13 protein-coding genes are annotated in these 15,219 nt (G+C 71.6%); 7 read left to right on the forward strand and 6 right to left on the reverse strand.

Annotation, left to right across the window (positions count from 1 at the left end; all coding sequences use genetic code 11):
• Positions 1–257: 257 nt before the first annotated feature.
• Positions 258–1,700, reverse strand: a complete 1,443-nt coding sequence (locus tag ACGF8B_RS10490; protein ID WP_392736693.1) for a M60 family metallopeptidase — start codon at positions 1,698–1,700, stop codon at positions 258–260.
• 493 nt (positions 1,701–2,193) lie between these two features.
• On the opposite strand from ACGF8B_RS10490, the gene ACGF8B_RS10495 reads away from it, so the two are divergent.
• A complete protein-coding gene (locus ACGF8B_RS10495) occupies positions 2,194–3,255 on the forward strand; it encodes a tetratricopeptide repeat protein (protein WP_392736694.1) in 1,062 nt (353 codons plus the stop codon).
• The gene (locus ACGF8B_RS10500) at positions 3,252–4,304 is read left to right on the forward strand and encodes a polyprenyl synthetase family protein (protein ID WP_392736696.1); all 1,053 of its coding nucleotides are present in this window, start codon (positions 3,252–3,254) and stop codon (positions 4,302–4,304) included. The genes ACGF8B_RS10495 and ACGF8B_RS10500 overlap by 4 nt, the downstream gene beginning before the upstream one ends.
• Before the next feature lie 42 nt (positions 4,305–4,346).
• Here the strand turns inward: ACGF8B_RS10500 and ACGF8B_RS10505 are convergent, their stop codons facing one another.
• Together ACGF8B_RS10505 and ACGF8B_RS10510 are read right to left on the reverse strand one after the other, a co-directional pair.
• The gene (locus ACGF8B_RS10505) at positions 4,347–4,646 is read right to left on the reverse strand and encodes a hypothetical protein (protein ID WP_392736698.1); all 300 of its coding nucleotides are present in this window, start codon (positions 4,644–4,646) and stop codon (positions 4,347–4,349) included.
• Positions 4,647–4,879: 233 nt separating this feature from the next.
• The gene (locus ACGF8B_RS10510; protein WP_392736700.1) at positions 4,880–5,611 is read right to left on the reverse strand and encodes a 2OG-Fe(II) oxygenase; all 732 of its coding nucleotides are present in this window, start codon (positions 5,609–5,611) and stop codon (positions 4,880–4,882) included.
• A 277-nt stretch (positions 5,612–5,888) separates the two neighbouring features.
• Here ACGF8B_RS10510 and ACGF8B_RS10515 point away from each other — a divergent pair, with 277 nt between their 5' ends.
• Positions 5,889–6,890, forward strand: coding sequence for an Acg family FMN-binding oxidoreductase (locus ACGF8B_RS10515; RefSeq protein ID WP_392736702.1), 1,002 nt, complete (start codon positions 5,889–5,891; stop codon positions 6,888–6,890).
• Between the two features lie 360 nt (positions 6,891–7,250).
• A complete protein-coding gene (locus ACGF8B_RS10520) occupies positions 7,251–8,849 on the forward strand; it encodes a hypothetical protein (protein WP_392736704.1) in 1,599 nt (532 codons plus the stop codon).
• A 105-nt stretch (positions 8,850–8,954) separates the two neighbouring features.
• On the opposite strand, the gene ACGF8B_RS10525 is transcribed toward ACGF8B_RS10520, so the two are convergent.
• Together ACGF8B_RS10525 and ACGF8B_RS10530 are read right to left on the reverse strand one after the other, a co-directional pair.
• Positions 8,955–10,577 carry an amidohydrolase gene (locus ACGF8B_RS10525; protein WP_392736706.1) on the reverse strand — a complete coding sequence of 541 codons (1,623 nt, stop codon included), beginning with the start codon at positions 10,575–10,577 and terminating at the stop codon, positions 8,955–8,957.
• 21 nt (positions 10,578–10,598) lie between these two features.
• Positions 10,599–10,934, reverse strand: a complete 336-nt coding sequence (locus ACGF8B_RS10530) for a hypothetical protein (RefSeq protein ID WP_392736708.1) — start codon at positions 10,932–10,934, stop codon at positions 10,599–10,601.
• Positions 10,935–11,267: 333 nt separating this feature from the next.
• Here ACGF8B_RS10530 and ACGF8B_RS10535 point away from each other — a divergent pair, with 333 nt between their 5' ends.
• Positions 11,268–11,423 (forward strand): hypothetical protein, encoded by a 156-nt coding sequence (locus ACGF8B_RS10535; RefSeq protein ID WP_259928902.1) that lies wholly within the window; start codon positions 11,268–11,270, stop codon positions 11,421–11,423.
• Positions 11,424–11,495: 72 nt separating this feature from the next.
• Here the strand turns inward: ACGF8B_RS10535 and ACGF8B_RS10540 are convergent, their stop codons facing one another.
• Entirely contained in the window at positions 11,496–12,119 is a 624-nt protein-coding gene (locus tag ACGF8B_RS10540) for a TetR/AcrR family transcriptional regulator (protein WP_392736710.1), read from the reverse strand.
• A gap of 177 nt (positions 12,120–12,296) precedes the next feature.
• Between ACGF8B_RS10540 and ACGF8B_RS10545 the strand changes: the two genes are divergently transcribed.
• Both ACGF8B_RS10545 and ACGF8B_RS10550 read left to right on the forward strand, forming a co-directional pair.
• Positions 12,297–13,481 (forward strand): amidohydrolase, encoded by a 1,185-nt coding sequence (locus ACGF8B_RS10545; protein ID WP_392736712.1) that lies wholly within the window; start codon positions 12,297–12,299, stop codon positions 13,479–13,481.
• A gap of 690 nt (positions 13,482–14,171) precedes the next feature.
• Positions 14,172–15,206: a metallophosphoesterase family protein gene (locus tag ACGF8B_RS10550; RefSeq protein ID WP_392736714.1), complete on the forward strand. Its 1,035-nt coding sequence runs from the start codon at positions 14,172–14,174 to the stop codon at positions 15,204–15,206.
• Positions 15,207–15,219 lie beyond the last annotated feature (13 nt).

The following is a 15,219-nucleotide window of genomic DNA, read 5'->3' on the forward strand; positions in this document are numbered from 1 at the left end:
GCGTTGCGGCTTCTTGCCGTGCCGGGCGTTGCGGTCTCTCGCCGTGCCGGGCGTTGCGGTCTCTCGCTATGTCGGGCGTTGCGGTCTCTCGCCGTGTCAGGCGTTGCGGCTTCTTGCCGTGCCGGGCGTTGCGGTCTCTCGCCGTGCCGGGCGTTGCGGTCTCTCGCTATGTCGGGCGTTGCGGTCTCTCGCCGTGCGCGGCCCAGGCCTTCGGCCCGACGCCCTGCGGTCCACCGGGGCCGCAGGGCCGGCGCCGATCAGTCGGTGAGCGTGCTGGGATCGACGGGCGGCTTCGGCAGCCCCAGTGCCGCGAGCGCGGCGACACCAGCGGAGTCGATCGGGAGCGCCCACTTGTGGACGAAGAAGTCGGTGAGGTCGTATCCGGCGGTTCGGCCGGCGTAGCTCGCCAGGGCCAGGTACTGGCGGGCGTTGATGACGGGGTCGTGCGTGTAGTCGTCGACCGGGGCGTCGTGCCGGTGCTCGGCGCGTACGAGCCGGTGCAGTCTCGGCCAGAAGTCCTCACCGAAGGCCAGCTCCAGCTGCCGGAGCGGGACGAGCTTTTCGTACGCGCCGAAGCTCTGCTCGTAGCTGATTCCATCGGCGCCGAGCTTGGGCAGCGCGGTCTGGAAGTGATTCAGTCCGGTCTTCGGGTCGACGGTCAGCAGGTTGGAGGTCTGACCGAGGGTGCGTTGCGCGGCCAGTGAGTAGATGTTGACGGTGACCTCGGTCAACTGGTCTGCCTGGTAGGCGCCTTGCTGGTGGAGGTGGCCGAGCTCGTGGTACAGCCCCCAGCCTCGCGTACCGAGGCCCGCCACCGTGCACAGCCGGTCCATGTAGGCGCGCGGGAAGCCGTTGTACCCGTGCCAGGCGTAGGCCCCCACCCCGCTGGGCACGACGCCGACCTCGTTGAAGTGGTAGCGGCCCGCCTTGGGACGGTTGAGCCGCCCCCTGCCGTCCAGGCCACTGATGCGCGCATGACTGTCGATGACAGTGTCGAACAGCCCCATCAGCTTCGCGTGGTCCTCGTCCCGGTAGAGCAGTGCGCCTTCGCGAGTGAGGGTGAGGATCGCCCGACCGGTGATCAGCTCGACCCAGGGGATGTCGGTCTTCTCGTCGAGCTGCTGCTGGAAGGCGGCTTCATCGGTGCGGCCGAGTTCGAAGACCGCCATGCGCGGGGTGCCGGGGCCGAAGGTGACGGCGGCACGCTCGCCCTCCCCCGCGAAGCTCAGGTGGATCGGGCCGCCGTGGGCGTCCCCGACCGTGTTGCGGCCCGGGCGCAGCGGGACGGCACGCGGCTCCTGGAGCGCGGCGTTCGCGTTGTAGTAGTCGAAGGTGCCGATGTGCAACACCGGTACGCGGCCGCCCGCCGGACGGACCGTCACCGAGATGGACCCGCCCGCCGGGGCGTACCGGCCGGTGGGAATGAAGTCGCTGGACCGGAGGGCCCTGGCCAGCCGCATGCGTTCCTTCTCGGCGTCCGGAAACGCCTCGATCAGGAGCGTGTCCCCCGAGCCGCGCCCGGCCCGCTGTCCGCCCCACTGCTCGGCCTGCCGGGCGGCGGCCGGGCCCGCGCCCAGCAGGGTCGCCGCACCGGCGCCGGCGAGGGAGCCGAGAACGGTCCGGCGGCTCATGGCACGCGGGGCGGAGCCCTCCGGCACACCGGGGGCCGGGGTGGTGAACGGTGATCGGGCAGGACGCATCCGGGAACTCCCTTGAAGATCAATGGAATCGGAGGGTCGTGGGGGCTGCGCGTCAGCATGTAAGCGATTGCCATGAGGCGCAAGGGGCTCTCAAATGTTTCTGTCTTTTACTATGGCCAGAGCATGTGGTGGCGGCAGTAACCGCTCACACTGGTCAGCACTGCGGAAGAGTCGGCGAGTCGGGCGGTTCCGGGTCCGACAGTCATGTTCCGGACACGGGAAGGCAGCCCCGCCGTAGTGGCGATGTCGACTTCCGTTGATCGCGGAGCAACCTCGGACGCGCGACCGCCGTCTTGACCCATAGCAAGCTTGATCCACAGCAACGCGGTCGCCACGAGCGGCCGTCACGAGCACAGCCGCCCAGTCACGCCCGAAAGCCCCGACCGACCCCCACGAGCACCCGGGTTCGCCGACCAGGCAACTATGCACCATATGTATACATTGAGTGCATAGTCGTACCTCGTTCCGATCCGGTCATGCACGAAAGGCTCCCATGCACAGCAAGGCACTGGCGCCCGAGTACCAAGGCGCCCTCACCAAGATGTCGGTGAACTCCTCCCTCACAGACGTACTGGCGGAAGGGGTACGCCACTTGAGGGAGGCCGAACTCTCCGGTTCACAACAGGAGGTGGCCCGGTGCGGGCTCGCCGTCGCCGAGGCGCACCGCCGGCTCGGCAACGTGACGGAAGCCGATCGGGCCTGGAAGGCCAGCTACCGGTCCGCCCGCTCGGCCGGCGACCTCGGGGCGATGGCCTGGGCACTCTGGAGCGGCGGGACTCTGGCCCGGCAGCGTGGTCAACTCAGGCTGGCCTTCCGGCTGTTGGGGCTCGCCGCCGACATGGGCAAGCGCGGTGGGGACATAGTCGCCCGCGGCTACTCCCTCGCCGGCCTCGCGGAGACCGGCCGGATCCAGGGCGACTACCGCACCGTCGCGGCACTGCATGAGCAGCTGCTCGCCGAGGCACGTGCGCGCGGCGAGGCGCGTCACACCGTGTGGGCGCTGGAAGGGATCGCGCAGATCCACCGCAACACGGGCTCCCTCGACACGGCCCTGGCCATGTTCGAGGAGGCTGCCGAGCTGGCCGGCAACGCGGACGACCGGCGCGGCCGGGCGTGGGCCCTGCGTGGCATGGCCGACATCATCTCCCTGCGGAACGATCCGGAGCGTGCCCTGGCGCTGCTCGCGGAGGCCGAACTCACCTGCCGGGACATGAAGTTGTCCAGCGCCCTCGCCTACAACCACAAGATGCGCGCCAACGTCCTCTTCCGAGCCGGGCGGTACGAGGAGGCGCGCGGGATGTACGAGGAGGCGCTCGCGGAGTTCCGTGCCATGACCGAGCCCCGGGGTGAGGCGCTGGCCAGGCTCGGGCTCGTCAAGTCGCTGGCCCGGCTCGGCCGCGACCGCGACGACACCGCGGCGGACCTGCACGAACTGCGCCGCACACTCAGCCGGATCGGTCTGCTCAACGCCCGGGACATGGTGGACAAGGCGTACGCCGAACTGGGTGTGACGCCGGTCGACGGCGGCACGGACGGGGAGAGCGGACGCCGATGACGCCACCGCCCGCAACCCGGCAGGCCGCGCCGCCGGAGGTGCTCGCCCGCTGCCGCGACCAGGTGCGCCCGGCGCTCGCGCAGGCCGTGCGGCAGCTGCATCCGTGGCACGCGGAGATGGCCGCCTTCTCGCTCGGGTGGGCCACGACGGACGGCAGTCCCGCCCCGGGCTCGCAGGGCAAGGGGATCCGCCAGGCGCTCACACTGCTCAGCGCCGAGGCTGCCGGCGCGCCGGCGCGGGAGGCGGTCGTCGGTGCGGTCGCCGTGGAGCTGATCCACGTCTTCTCACTCCTCCACGACGACATCATGGACGGCGACGAGACCCGCCGGCAGCGCGCCACCGTGTGGAAGGCGTACGGGACCGGCCCGGCGATCCTCGCGGGCGACGCGCTCTTCGCGCTGGCCGTGCGGACCCTGGCCGAAGCGCCCGGAAGGCACAGTGCGGCGGCGGTCCGGCAGCTCGCCGGGACGCTGACCGACCTGGTGCGCGGTCAGGCCGACGACCTGCTCTTCGAGTCCAGGCCGTGGAGCGGGCCCGAAGCGGTACAGCCGCACGAGTACCGGTGGATGGCCGAGAACAAGACGGGTGCGCTGCTGGGCTGCGCGGCCGGCCTGGGCGCCGTGCTCGCGGGTGCCCCGGCCGCGACCGTCGAGGCGCTCGCCCGGGCCGGCCGGCACCTCGGGGTGGCGTTCCAGGCGGTGGACGATCTCCTGGGTACGTGGGGAGACCCCGAGGTCACGGGCAAGCCCGTGCACAGCGATCTTCGCCGGCTGAAGAAGACGTACCCCGTCCTCTCGGCGCTGGCCACGGACGGTCCCGCCGCCCGCCGGCTCGCCCTGCTGCTCGGCACCGGAGACCCGCTCGACGACGCGGATGCCCGGCGGGCGGCCGAACTCGTCGAGGAGGCGGGCGGACGCGCGGCCACCCTGGCCGAGGCCCACCGGCAGGCGGACATCGCACGACGCGGCCTGGAGGCCGTACCGCTCGCACCGGCCGCGCTGGGGGAGATCCTGGCACTCTTCCCGTACCTCATCGACCGCACCGGCTGACCCGGCCCGGCCGCCTCCCGCCCCACCTCTCCCCCGCGCAGGTCAGCCGGTGAGCGCGGCGACGAGCGCCCGAGCGACGGCCGACGGGGCCACGGGCCGGAGCACTCCCGGTGCGGTGGACCGGGCGAGGGGCGGAGAGCCGGATCCAGACGGTGCCCGGCAGGGCTGGGGAGGCGGTGCCCGGCAGGGCTGGGGCGAGGGAGGGGGCGGGGCCGCCGCGCCGTCGATCAGGCCCGGGTCCGCGGCGGCGGTGAGCACCGCCTGCGCCACCGTCGCCCGTCCGAGCACCTGGACGCCCACCGCGAGCCCCGCCGTGTCGATGCGCAGGCAGGCCGGGGTCATCGGTCGACGCGGGAGGTGAGGGCGGCGGGGCCGCAGGGCGCGCCACGACCGTGGCAGCCCTCTGACTGCGGGCCTGTACGGTCCCTGGCGCCTGCGCCACCGGCCTCCCTCGCGCGCCGGTGGCGGACACCCGCCCGGCCTCCGGCCGCCCCGCCCCGCCCCGTTCCGGCATCACGGCCTCCGGTCCGGGGACGCGTGGCCGTTCGCTGCGAGGCCGAGTCGCGGGACGCCGCTCACTGCGCGTCGTGGAAGACGAGGCCGAGGGTGCGGCGCCGGCCCGATCGGACGGTACTGACCCCGTGGCGCATGGGCGCCGTCGACCAGCCACGCTTGGAGGCGACCGGCCGGTCACGGGTGGTGAAGACCAGTCCGTGACCCTGGAGAAGGGTGGCGGCCGATCCGCGGGACTGCGCGCGGGGCCGCTGTTCGGTCATGAGGAACTCGCCACCGGTGTAGTCGGCGCCGGGCACGTCGAGGCCGATGACGACCTGGAGCGGGAAGAGCATGTCGCCGAATACGTCGCGGTGCAGGGCGTTCCAGTCTCCGGCACCGTAACGCAGCAGGATCTGGGCGGACTTGGACTGCCCCGCCGCGTGGCACATGCCGATCCATTCGGCCAGCTCGTCGGGCCACGGCGCGGATGTGCCCAGCTTCGCGGACCAGTCACGGGCGATGGGCAGCAGGCGTGGATAGAACGCCTCCCGCAACTCCCTCACCACCGCGGGCAGATCGTGGGTGAAGTAGCGGTACTGGCCGGAGCCGAACCGGTGGCGGGCCATGTCGACGGTGGTGCGGAAGCGTTCGGTCTCGTCGTACAGAGCGGCGATTTCGCGGCACTGGGCGGGGCTGAGCAGCGGCCCGGTCGGTGCGCTGCCATGTGCGGCGATCTCGTCGGTGAGTGCGGACCAGTCGGTGGCATCGACCTGGTCGCGCACGGATCCGGCCGGATGTGTCTTATCGATCATGGGCCTGATTCCTGATTCGGGGCTCTTGATTCCTGGCTGCGGGTTCCCGACCCCGGGTTCTCGATTCCGGGTTCATGCGTCCGGGTTCATGAGTACGCAGGGCCCGGTGCCGTGCCGAACGGGTGACCGGTGGCCCCCGAAGTCGATACTGGCTCGCCCGGGGCATCGGATCCGGCGCTATTCGGACATCACGCTGCGCGATCGGACCCCTCGCGCCGGGCCCGCCGGACGTGGGACGGTGGAAGGACACCGTGCGCTGCGCCGCGGGAGGTGCCGGATGCCTGGACAGCCGCTCGACGACACGATGCTGAAGGATCTCGTTGCCGATGCCACCGCCGCCCCGTCCATGCACAACGCCCAGCCCTGGCGGTTCCGGTACGGGCGGGCCGGCCGGACGTTCACGCTCCGGGCGGAGTTCGACCGTGAGATGCCGGAGGCGGACCCCTCCACACGTGGCCTGCACGTGGGGTGCGGTGCGGCGCTGCTGAACCTGCGGGTGTCGGCGTCGTACCGGGGCCTGGACACACTGACAACGCTGCTTCCGGTTCCCATCGATCCGGCCGTCATGGCGACCGTCCAGCTGGCGGAGCGCCGCGGCGTTCCCGCGCAGCCGCCGGACGCGGCCCTCGTCGCTCTGCATCCCGCGATCCGGGGCCGCCACACGAGCCGCTTTCCGTTCGGCGACCGGGTGATCCCCGACGACGTCCGCGCGCGCCTCGTCGACGCGGCCCTCGCCGAGGACGCCGACCTGTCGTTTCTGCCGCCGGAGCACCTGGAGCGGGTGCTCGTACTGATCCGGGACGCCGAGGGGTTCGACCTGAGCGATCCGGCGAGGGACGCGGAGCAGCGCTACTGGACCCGGGACACCAAGGTGGAGGCGGCGGTCGACGGTGTCCCGGACTACGCCTTCGGCCCCACCGACGCATCGGGCAGGGCGATCAACCGGGATTTCGCCGGTACGGATGTCATTCCGGGCCGGGCGCACGCCCTTTTCGAGGACCGGCCGCAGCTCGCGCTGCTCCGTACCGTGCGCGACCGCCCGGTGAACTGGCTGTGTGCCGGACAGGCCCTGGAGCGCGTCCTGCTCACCGCCGTACGGCACGGGCTCGTCACCTCGTTCGCGACGCAGCCCCTGGAATGGCCGGAGCTGAGGCACCTGCTGCGCGACCCGGTTCTCGGCACGGGGCATCCGCAGATGATCGTGCGTCTCGGATACGGACCCGGGGGGCCGTGCACGCCTCGTCGGCCCGTGTCCGAGGTGCTGAAGATCGATCCCTGAGCCCGGACACCCGGCTCCGATCGATGCGGCGATATCTCTGAACTCGGCTTCTGTCAGCCGAAGTTGTTTGCCCTTCCGGTCTCCGGCGGTCCGGAACCGGCCGCGGCCGACGTCTGCCACCGCGGCCCGGCGTGACGTCCGCCACCACACCGGTCTCCCCCGTGTTCGCATCACCGCCGCACGTCCTCCCGCGAGGCCGAGAGCCATGCCCCGAGACCGGTAGCCGCCTGTGACCACCGACCCCTTCCGGGCAGAGCCCACACCCCCGACGCCACCCAACTGCCTGTACTAATTCGTATTAGCACCTTGACTTCCTCCATCGGCGGGTTCGAAGCTGAGCGCCACCCACAGTGAGCACGCATGAGTGAGGACGCCATGAGTGAGATCACCCGCAGAGGGTTCGGCCGCATGGCCGGGCTGGCAGTACTGGCCGCAGGAATCACCACCGGGACGGCAGGCGTGGGCACGGCCGTCGCCACCACCGCCCCGGAACCGTTCGAGTTGCGCCACCTCAGTACGTTCGACCAGCGGCGCTACTTCACATACCCCACGCACAACGGATTCGTGGATGGCGACCGCATCGTGCTCGGGCAGCGGGAGACCGGGGCCACGAGTCTGTGGGAGGTGAATGTGCGGTCCGGCGAGGAGCGGTTCCTGGCACGGTTCGCCACCCCGGCGGGCGACCGGAATCCGTTCGTCTGGTGGAACATCCACTCCGGGCGCCTCGTCACCTGCGCCGAGAACGCGGTCTGGCTGATCGATCTGGCCGCCCCCTCGCCCGTGAAGCTCTACTCACCGCCGCCTGGCCGGGATCTCAGTGTCGTGGTCAATCTGCATCCGGCGGGCGACCGCGTGCTGTGCAGCCACTACCCGGCACCGATCACCGCCGGCCCCACCACGGCGGTCGAGATCGAGCTCACGAGCGGCCGGGCGCGAGAGGTCTTCACCGGGAGCGTGTTCGCCACCCACTTCCAGTACAGCGCCCACGATCCCGAATGGATCGGCTATTCGCTCGGTGGCAACATCCTCGCCTGGGCGCTGCATCCGGTGCACGCGCCGCACGGCAAGATGATCTGGGACCAGGCCGCCTCGGGCGTACCGGTCGGGACCCACAACGTATGGAATTCCCGTGCCGACACCGGCTGCCTCGCCGTGGCCATCGGCGGCAGCGCCGCAGGACTGTGGATGGTCCACCCGGACGACCGGCCGGACCGGCTGCTGGCGCCGGGTCCCTCGAATGCGAACGGCGCGTACAACCACTGCGCCATCTCCGCCGACGGCCGCTGGGCGGTCACCGACACCAACGGTCGCAACGGTTCGGCACGCGGGCAGGTGGGCGCGGTGGCCCTGGTGGACCTGACCGGGGTACACCCGCCGCGCACACTGGGCCTGGTGGGCTGGGGTTCCGCCCATCCCGGCCACCCCCATCCGGCCTTCTCGCCCGACGGCCGCCTGGTCGCCTACACCGACTCGGAGGCCGCCACCGACCGTACCCGCGTGGTGCTCTGCGACTCGCGCGGCAGTTGGACGCCGCGCCCGCTGGACCAGGTGGCGGAGGCGGAAGAACTCGCGTTCTCCGCATCGGGCGGGCGCGCGGAGGTCTTCACCGACCCCCAGTGCGGCGCCGGCCACGGCGTGTTGTTCACACCTGCCGCAGCCGGTTCCGCGCTGACCTTCACGTTCCAGTCGCCGGAAGCCGGGCTGCGAACCCTGCGGCTGCGGGTGAAACGGCACGACTCCCGGGGCATCTACCGGCTGTCGGTGAACGGCGCCACGGTCGGAGCACCGATCGACCTCTACAGCCCGGTGATGACCTACGCCGAGCCGGAGTTCAGCCAGGTGTCCGTACGGGCGGGGACCAACACGCTCCGGCTGACCCACGTCGGGCAGCACACCGACAGCACCGGAAACCCCGGGACATGCGCCATCGACCGCATCGGTCTGCGGCGCGCCGGCTAAGGGCTGTCCCGGGAAGCACCGCGCCGTTCGGCCTTTGTCGGGGCCGCGCCGGGCGGCGGGGCGGAGTGGGGCGAGGCATCTCCGGATGCTTCGCCCCACATTCCGTCACAGGCCGGCGTCGCGGTGGGTGGTGCGGCCGTCGACCGCGGTGAGCACGACGGGAAGGCCGGCCAGGTCGGTGGCGGGTGTGGCGAGCGGGTTCTCCGCGAACACGGTGAGGTCCGCGCGGTGGCCGATGGCCAGCCGCCCCGACTCGTGTTCCGCTCCTGCCGCGCAGGCCGGGTTGAGGGTCATGCCCTGGAGCGCTTCGAGGGCGGTGAGGGCCTGACCGGGGTTGTGCGGGGGCTGGGTGAGGTCGCGGCTGGGGCGGCGGTGGCGGGCGCCCGCCATCACCGCGAGCGGTGGGTAGGGGGCGACGGGCCAGTCGGAGCCGAGTACGACGGTGGCTCCCGAGTCCCACAGGTCGCGGCAGCGCCAGGCCTGCGCGGCGCGCTCCTCGCCGAGCCGCCGGGACCAGTTGTCGGTGTGGTCGGCGCGGGTGAAGTCGCAGCAGTGGGTGGGCTGCATGGACGCGATGACGCCGAGCTCCGCGAACCGGCGCAGGGTGTCGTCCGGGACGGTCTCGATGTGTTCGATCCGGTGCCGTACGCCCCGGTACTCCTCACTCGTGGCCGCCTCCACCGCGTCGAGGACGTGGCGCACCGCGGCATCGCCGATGGCGTGGGTCGCGGTGGGCACGCCGGCCCGGTGGAGTTGGCCGATGATCCCGGTGAAGGCCGCGGGGTCGGGCCAGAAGGCGTGCGTGGACTCGCCGTGGCAGTCGGGCCGCTCCAGCCAGGCGGTGCCGTTGTCAATGGTGCCGTCCATGAACAGCTTGACGCCCGCGACCTCCCACAGCCGGCCGCCCGTGCCCTGCTGGGCGATGAGGTCGGCCACGGTCCGGCCGTCGGCTCCGGGCTGGAGCCAGGGCGCGACCCGCAGGCGCAGCGGGAGTTCACCCGCCTCGTCGAGCTCGGCGTAGAGCGACAGGCTCTCCCCGTTGGCGTCCATGGCGTGCCCGCCGGTGAGCCCGGAGGCGGCCACTTCACGCAGCGCCGAGGCGAGGCGGGCACGGCGCTCGGCGGGGGCGACCGGCGGAGCGGCCCGCTCGACCAGCTCGCAGGCGGCGTCCTCCAGCAGCAGACCGGTGGGGTGGCCCGCCTCGTCGCACACGATCTCGGCGTACTGCTCGAATCGGCGGGGCCCGTCGACACCGGCGAGTTCCAGCGCGCGGGGGCTGGCGATCATGGAGTGGGCGTCGAAGAGCAGCAGAACGGCCGGGATGCCGTCCAGGACCGGTCCGATGGTGGCGGACGCGACGGGCCGGTCGCCGAAGACGTTCGGGTCCAGACCCCAGCCGCGCAGCCACGCTCCGGGGGCCAGCGTTCCGGACTCCCGCGCCAGGGCCTGACGTACCTCGTCGAGGGTGGCGCATCCGGACAGGTCCAGGCCGTGGGTGAGCTCGGCGCCCATGAGGGGGTGGATGTGGCCGTCGACGAGGCCGGGCGTCACGACTGCGCCCTTGAGGTCGATCACCGTGGTCGCCGGTCCTGCGAGGGCACGGATCCGCCGGTCGTCGTCGAGTGCGGAGATCCGTCCGCCGGAGACGGCCAGGGCGGTCTGCGGCAGCGGTTCGCCGGTGACGACATCGAGGAGACGGGCGGAGAGAAGGACGAGGCCGGGATGCACTGGCGGACTCCTTGAGGGTGGTCAGTGGGTGGCGAGCAGAGCTGCGGTCCGGGGTGCCGGATGGGGCTGATCGGCCTGGTTGGCCTGGTCGGTCTGACCGGCCTCATCGGCCTGGCCGGCGTGACCGGCCTGACCGGCCTGACCGGCCTGACCGGTCTGACCGGTCTGACCGGGTGGCACGAGGGTGTCCAGCTCGGCACCGACGACCTGGCCGAACTCCTCCGCCACCAGTTCGTCCACCACGGGGAAGCAGTGACTCACAAGCCCCGGACGTACGCCGAGGCGCTCGCCGATCCGGCGCAGTGTGATGCCCTCCAGTCCCTCGGTCGGGGCGACCGAGGCGGCCTCGTCGACCATTTCCGCACGTCGATCGGCCGGCCACCTCCGAATTCGTCGCCGATGAACTCCTGCCGTCATGAATCCAATGCTATTGAGTGCTCGACCAATAGACAAGCGCGTGGGTACGCCCATCGTGCAGGGGCACGGGAGACTTCCACGGCCCCCGGCCTCGCGGCGGACACCCTGGTCGGGACGGTGGCAGCCATCGCCGTCCACACCTTCGGAATGCGCCGCCGGAGCGGCCCGGTTCCTCCGGCGGCCGCGCCGACCGGCCGGATCCGGCCCGGCGGCCGGCCGGCCGGACGCGATACGCTCGATCTGTAGGCAGGCGTTCCGACCACGGAGGCTGCCATGAAGGAGAACATCGAGTACCCGACTCCGTCGCAGGCCGAGGGCGAGCGGCTGGACGAGGACAGGGATCCGGCCGAAGAGCGGCACCCCGCCACCATGCGCACCCAGCCGTCCCAGGCGGAGGGCGAGCGCCGCGGGGAGGACGAGGAGACCTGACACGGGCGACGGCCTCCCTGAATCGGCCGCACCGGCGCACAGCGCCCGGCACCGGCTCGCGCCGGACGCCGGTCAGCCGGCCGGGCGGCCGCCGGTCCGGCCTTCGGCGGGCAGGCGCGGCACCTGTCCCGCCAGGGCGAGATCCACCAGCTGCCGCACCGTGTCGTCATGCACGGGAGCGGGCCGGAAGGACCGCCGGTAGACGAAGAACCCGTTCCACAGGTCGAGCAGCGCGTCGGCGTCGATGTCCGCGGGGAGGTCGCCGCGGGCGATCCCGCGCTGCATGACGGCCCGGACCTGGTCCCGGCGCCGCAGCACGACATCGAGGAAGGACCGCAGGACGCCCGATTCGTCGACTGCCGCCTCGGTCAGACACAACCGCGTGAAGGTGTCGCGGGCGCGGGTGAATTCGTCGATGTGGCCGAAGACCACGAGCAGTTCGGCGCGGGTGTCACCGAGGTCGGGAACGACGCGCACGTCGGCACGGGCGACGAGCACCTCGGCGGTCACCGCCGCCTTGTGCGGCCACCACCGGTAGAGGGTCTTCTTCGACACCTTCGCGCGTACCGCGATCTCGTCCATGGTCATGCCGAGATAGCCGGTCTCGGCGAGCAGCTCGTCGGCCGCGCCGATGACCCGGTCCCGGACGTCCTCGCTGCGGGGCCGGCCGACCGGTCGTTGAGTGCTCTTAGCCATGACATCCCATTTCGGGGCATGCGGCGCCGCACGTCAATGGGAAACGGATGGTTTCCCTCAGAAGATGCCAACACGGTCGGCCCCTGGCTATTTTCCAGGCGGACGAGTAGACATGAGATCGATAAGGAAACGGATAGTTTCCATTTTCGCACGCCTACTTCAGTGGAGGGGATCCCCATGCCCGCAGCCGACTCATCGCTCCGCGACCGCGTCGCCGCACGCCTCGACACGTACAAGGGCCGGCTTCTGGAGCTCAGCCACGCCCTGCACGACGATCCCGAGATCTCGTTCACCGAGACCCGGGCCGCCGAACGGCTCGCGGTACTGCTTGAGAACGCCGGCTTCGCCGTCAATCGCGCGGTGTGCGACCTGCCGACCGCGCTGACCGCCGAGTACGGCAGTGGGGACCTCACGATCGGGGTGTGCGCGGAGTACGACGCACTGCCCGGGATCGGCCATGCCTGCGGGCACAACATCATCTGCGCCGCCGGAGCGGGCGCGGCGATCGCGCTCGCCTCGGTCGCCGACGAACTCGGCTTCCGGGTGAAGCTGCTCGGCACCCCGGCCGAGGAGGAGGGAGGCGGCAAGGTGCTGATGCTCGAACGCGGCGCCTTCGACGACGTGACGGTGGCGATGATGGTGCACCCCGTCCCCGTGGACATCACCGACCCACGCGGCTCCAGCAACGCGGTCGGTCGCTTCGAGGTCACCTTCACCGGCCGGGCCTCACACGCCGCGGCGGCCCCCGAGGGCGGGCTCAACGCCGCCGACGCGGCAGTCGTCGCCCAGGTCGCGGTGGGCCAGCTCCGCCAGCAGCTGCGGGACGGGTACCGGGTGTCCGGGATCGTCCGTCTCGGCGGGGAACGTACGAACATCATCCCCGAGCGGTCGGTGCTCGAATACGAGGTGCGCACCCCCACCGGCGAGGAACTCACCGATCTGCGGGAGCGGGTGCTGAACTGCTTCCGCGGCGCCGCGCTGGCCACCGGAACGACCGTGGCCGTACGACAGATCCAGCCCGACTACCTCGATTTGCGCCATGACCCCGCGCTGATGGCCTCCTACGCCGGCAATCTGCGCGCGACCGGGCGGGAGGTGCCCGAGCCCGGTCCGGTACCGCAGGGCACGGGCGGCTCCACGGACATGGGCAACGTCACCCACGCCCTGCCCGCCATCCACCCCGGCCTCGGGGTGCTGGGAGCCGGTGGCATGCCGCACACCCGGCAGTTCGCCGAGGAGACCGCGAGCCCGGCCGCGGACGACGCGGTGCTCGACGGAGCACTCGCGATGGCATGGACCGGCCTGGACCTGGCCTCCGATGCCGAGTGGCGGGCCCGCTGCGTGACCGCTCGGCACGGCTGACGCACGCAGGGCCCGGGGCGGGACCCGGGTCGTGTCGGGGCGTGCGATGCCGGCGTCATGACCGGCCGGCACGGGCAACCCCGGCGGCACGGGCGGCCCGAGTGATCGAGGATCTCCGTCGTCCGCCGATCCGGTCGGGACCCGTCCGACCGGGCCGGGGCAGCCGGCGTTGCCGGGACAGGCTCCAGCTCTGCCGGCCGATGCGCCCCGCCACGCGCATGGCGGAGGCCGCCTGCTCCGCCGCCCCGCCTCACCCCCGCCCCGCCGCCGCCCCGCCGCAGCAATCGCAGCAATCGCAGCACGGGCTTCCAGGTCGCGAAGTCGTGCGGCGACGACGGACTGGAACCCTGATCGACCATGCGCAGGCCCTATGCGCCGCCACTGACACCGGAGTTCGCCACGCCTCGTACCCCGCTGCCGGACGGGACGATGTCCCGGCGCCGGGAAACACACTCACCCTGACCGATGTCGACGCCTTCCGCACGAGGTGACCCGGCCGGGACCGCGCCCCGGACGGCCGGACGGTCCCCGAAGAGCACTGCGCCGCGTCCCGGCAGAACCCCACCGCCGGAATCAGCCAGTACGAACAGTTCAGGCCACAGTCATCCTTGATACCCCACCGGGCCATCCTGAGCAGCGACACTCCCCCTGTCCCATTCGCACGGGGGCGCACAGACGAAGGAAGTTCCGATGGATCGCAGATCGTTCATGGCCACCACAGGCACCGCATCCCTGGTGGGCGGTGCTCTTGCCGCCGGGGCCGGGATCGCGGCACCGGCCGCCGAGGCCGCTCCGCACCGGCCCGGCAAGGGCCGGACGGTCCGGTTCAACATCATCAGTGACATCCAGGGCGACCTGACCGACTTCGGCAAGGCCCTCGACGACCTGCACCGCATCAACCCCGACAGCGCGGGCCTCGGCATAGCCGGCGACATCACCCCGCGCGGCTACGACTTCGAGTACGCGGCGGTCCGCCAGACCCTTCAGCGGCACCCGCACCCCCGGAACGTCGCCTGGGCCATCGGCAACCACGAGTTCTACGTACCGAAGTACAGCGACCCCAACACGCTCGCGCAGGACACCTGGCCCAACGGCACCACGGAGGACTCGCTCTTCCGCAGCTTCTACAACTTCGCGGGCCGCAACAAGGTCTACTCGGAGACCTCGTTCGGCGGGGTGCCGGTGCTCAGTCTCGGGACCGAACGCTACTCGCACTACCACGACGCGAAGCTGTGGGACGAGGTGTGGATCAGCGACGAGCAGTTCGCCTGGCTCGATGACCGTCTCGCGTACTGGGCCCGCCGTCGCAGGCCCGTCATGGTGATGACCCACCACCCGCTGCCCAACACCGTGTCGGGCACCCACAACAAGCTCTACCTCAACGACTACCTCCAGCCCGACCGGCTGCTGTCGATCCTCGGTCGCCACAAGGACGTGTTCCTCTTCTCGGGGCACACCCACTGGGACCTGAACCTGTCCGACTGGGTGGTGCGCCGGGTCGTCCCCGGCACCGGCAACCTCGAAGGTTTCACCGTCGTCAACACCTCGGCCGTCCAGGTGGGTTGGATGGACGACGGCAAGGGCGGCGAGGTCTCCCTCGGCGACGCCTTCAACCAGGGGCTCCAGATCGAGGTCGGGCCCCACTCCGTCGTCATCAAGGCCCGTGACTTCACGACGGGGACCTGGCTCAAGCAGCTGACCGTCCCGCTGCACACCAGCGCCTGATCCCTCGTGGCAC

It is taken from the genome of Streptomyces sp. NPDC047917 (assembly GCF_043204345.1).
In the GTDB taxonomy this organism is placed as follows: Bacteria; Actinomycetota; Actinomycetes; order Streptomycetales; family Streptomycetaceae; genus Streptomyces; species Streptomyces sanglieri.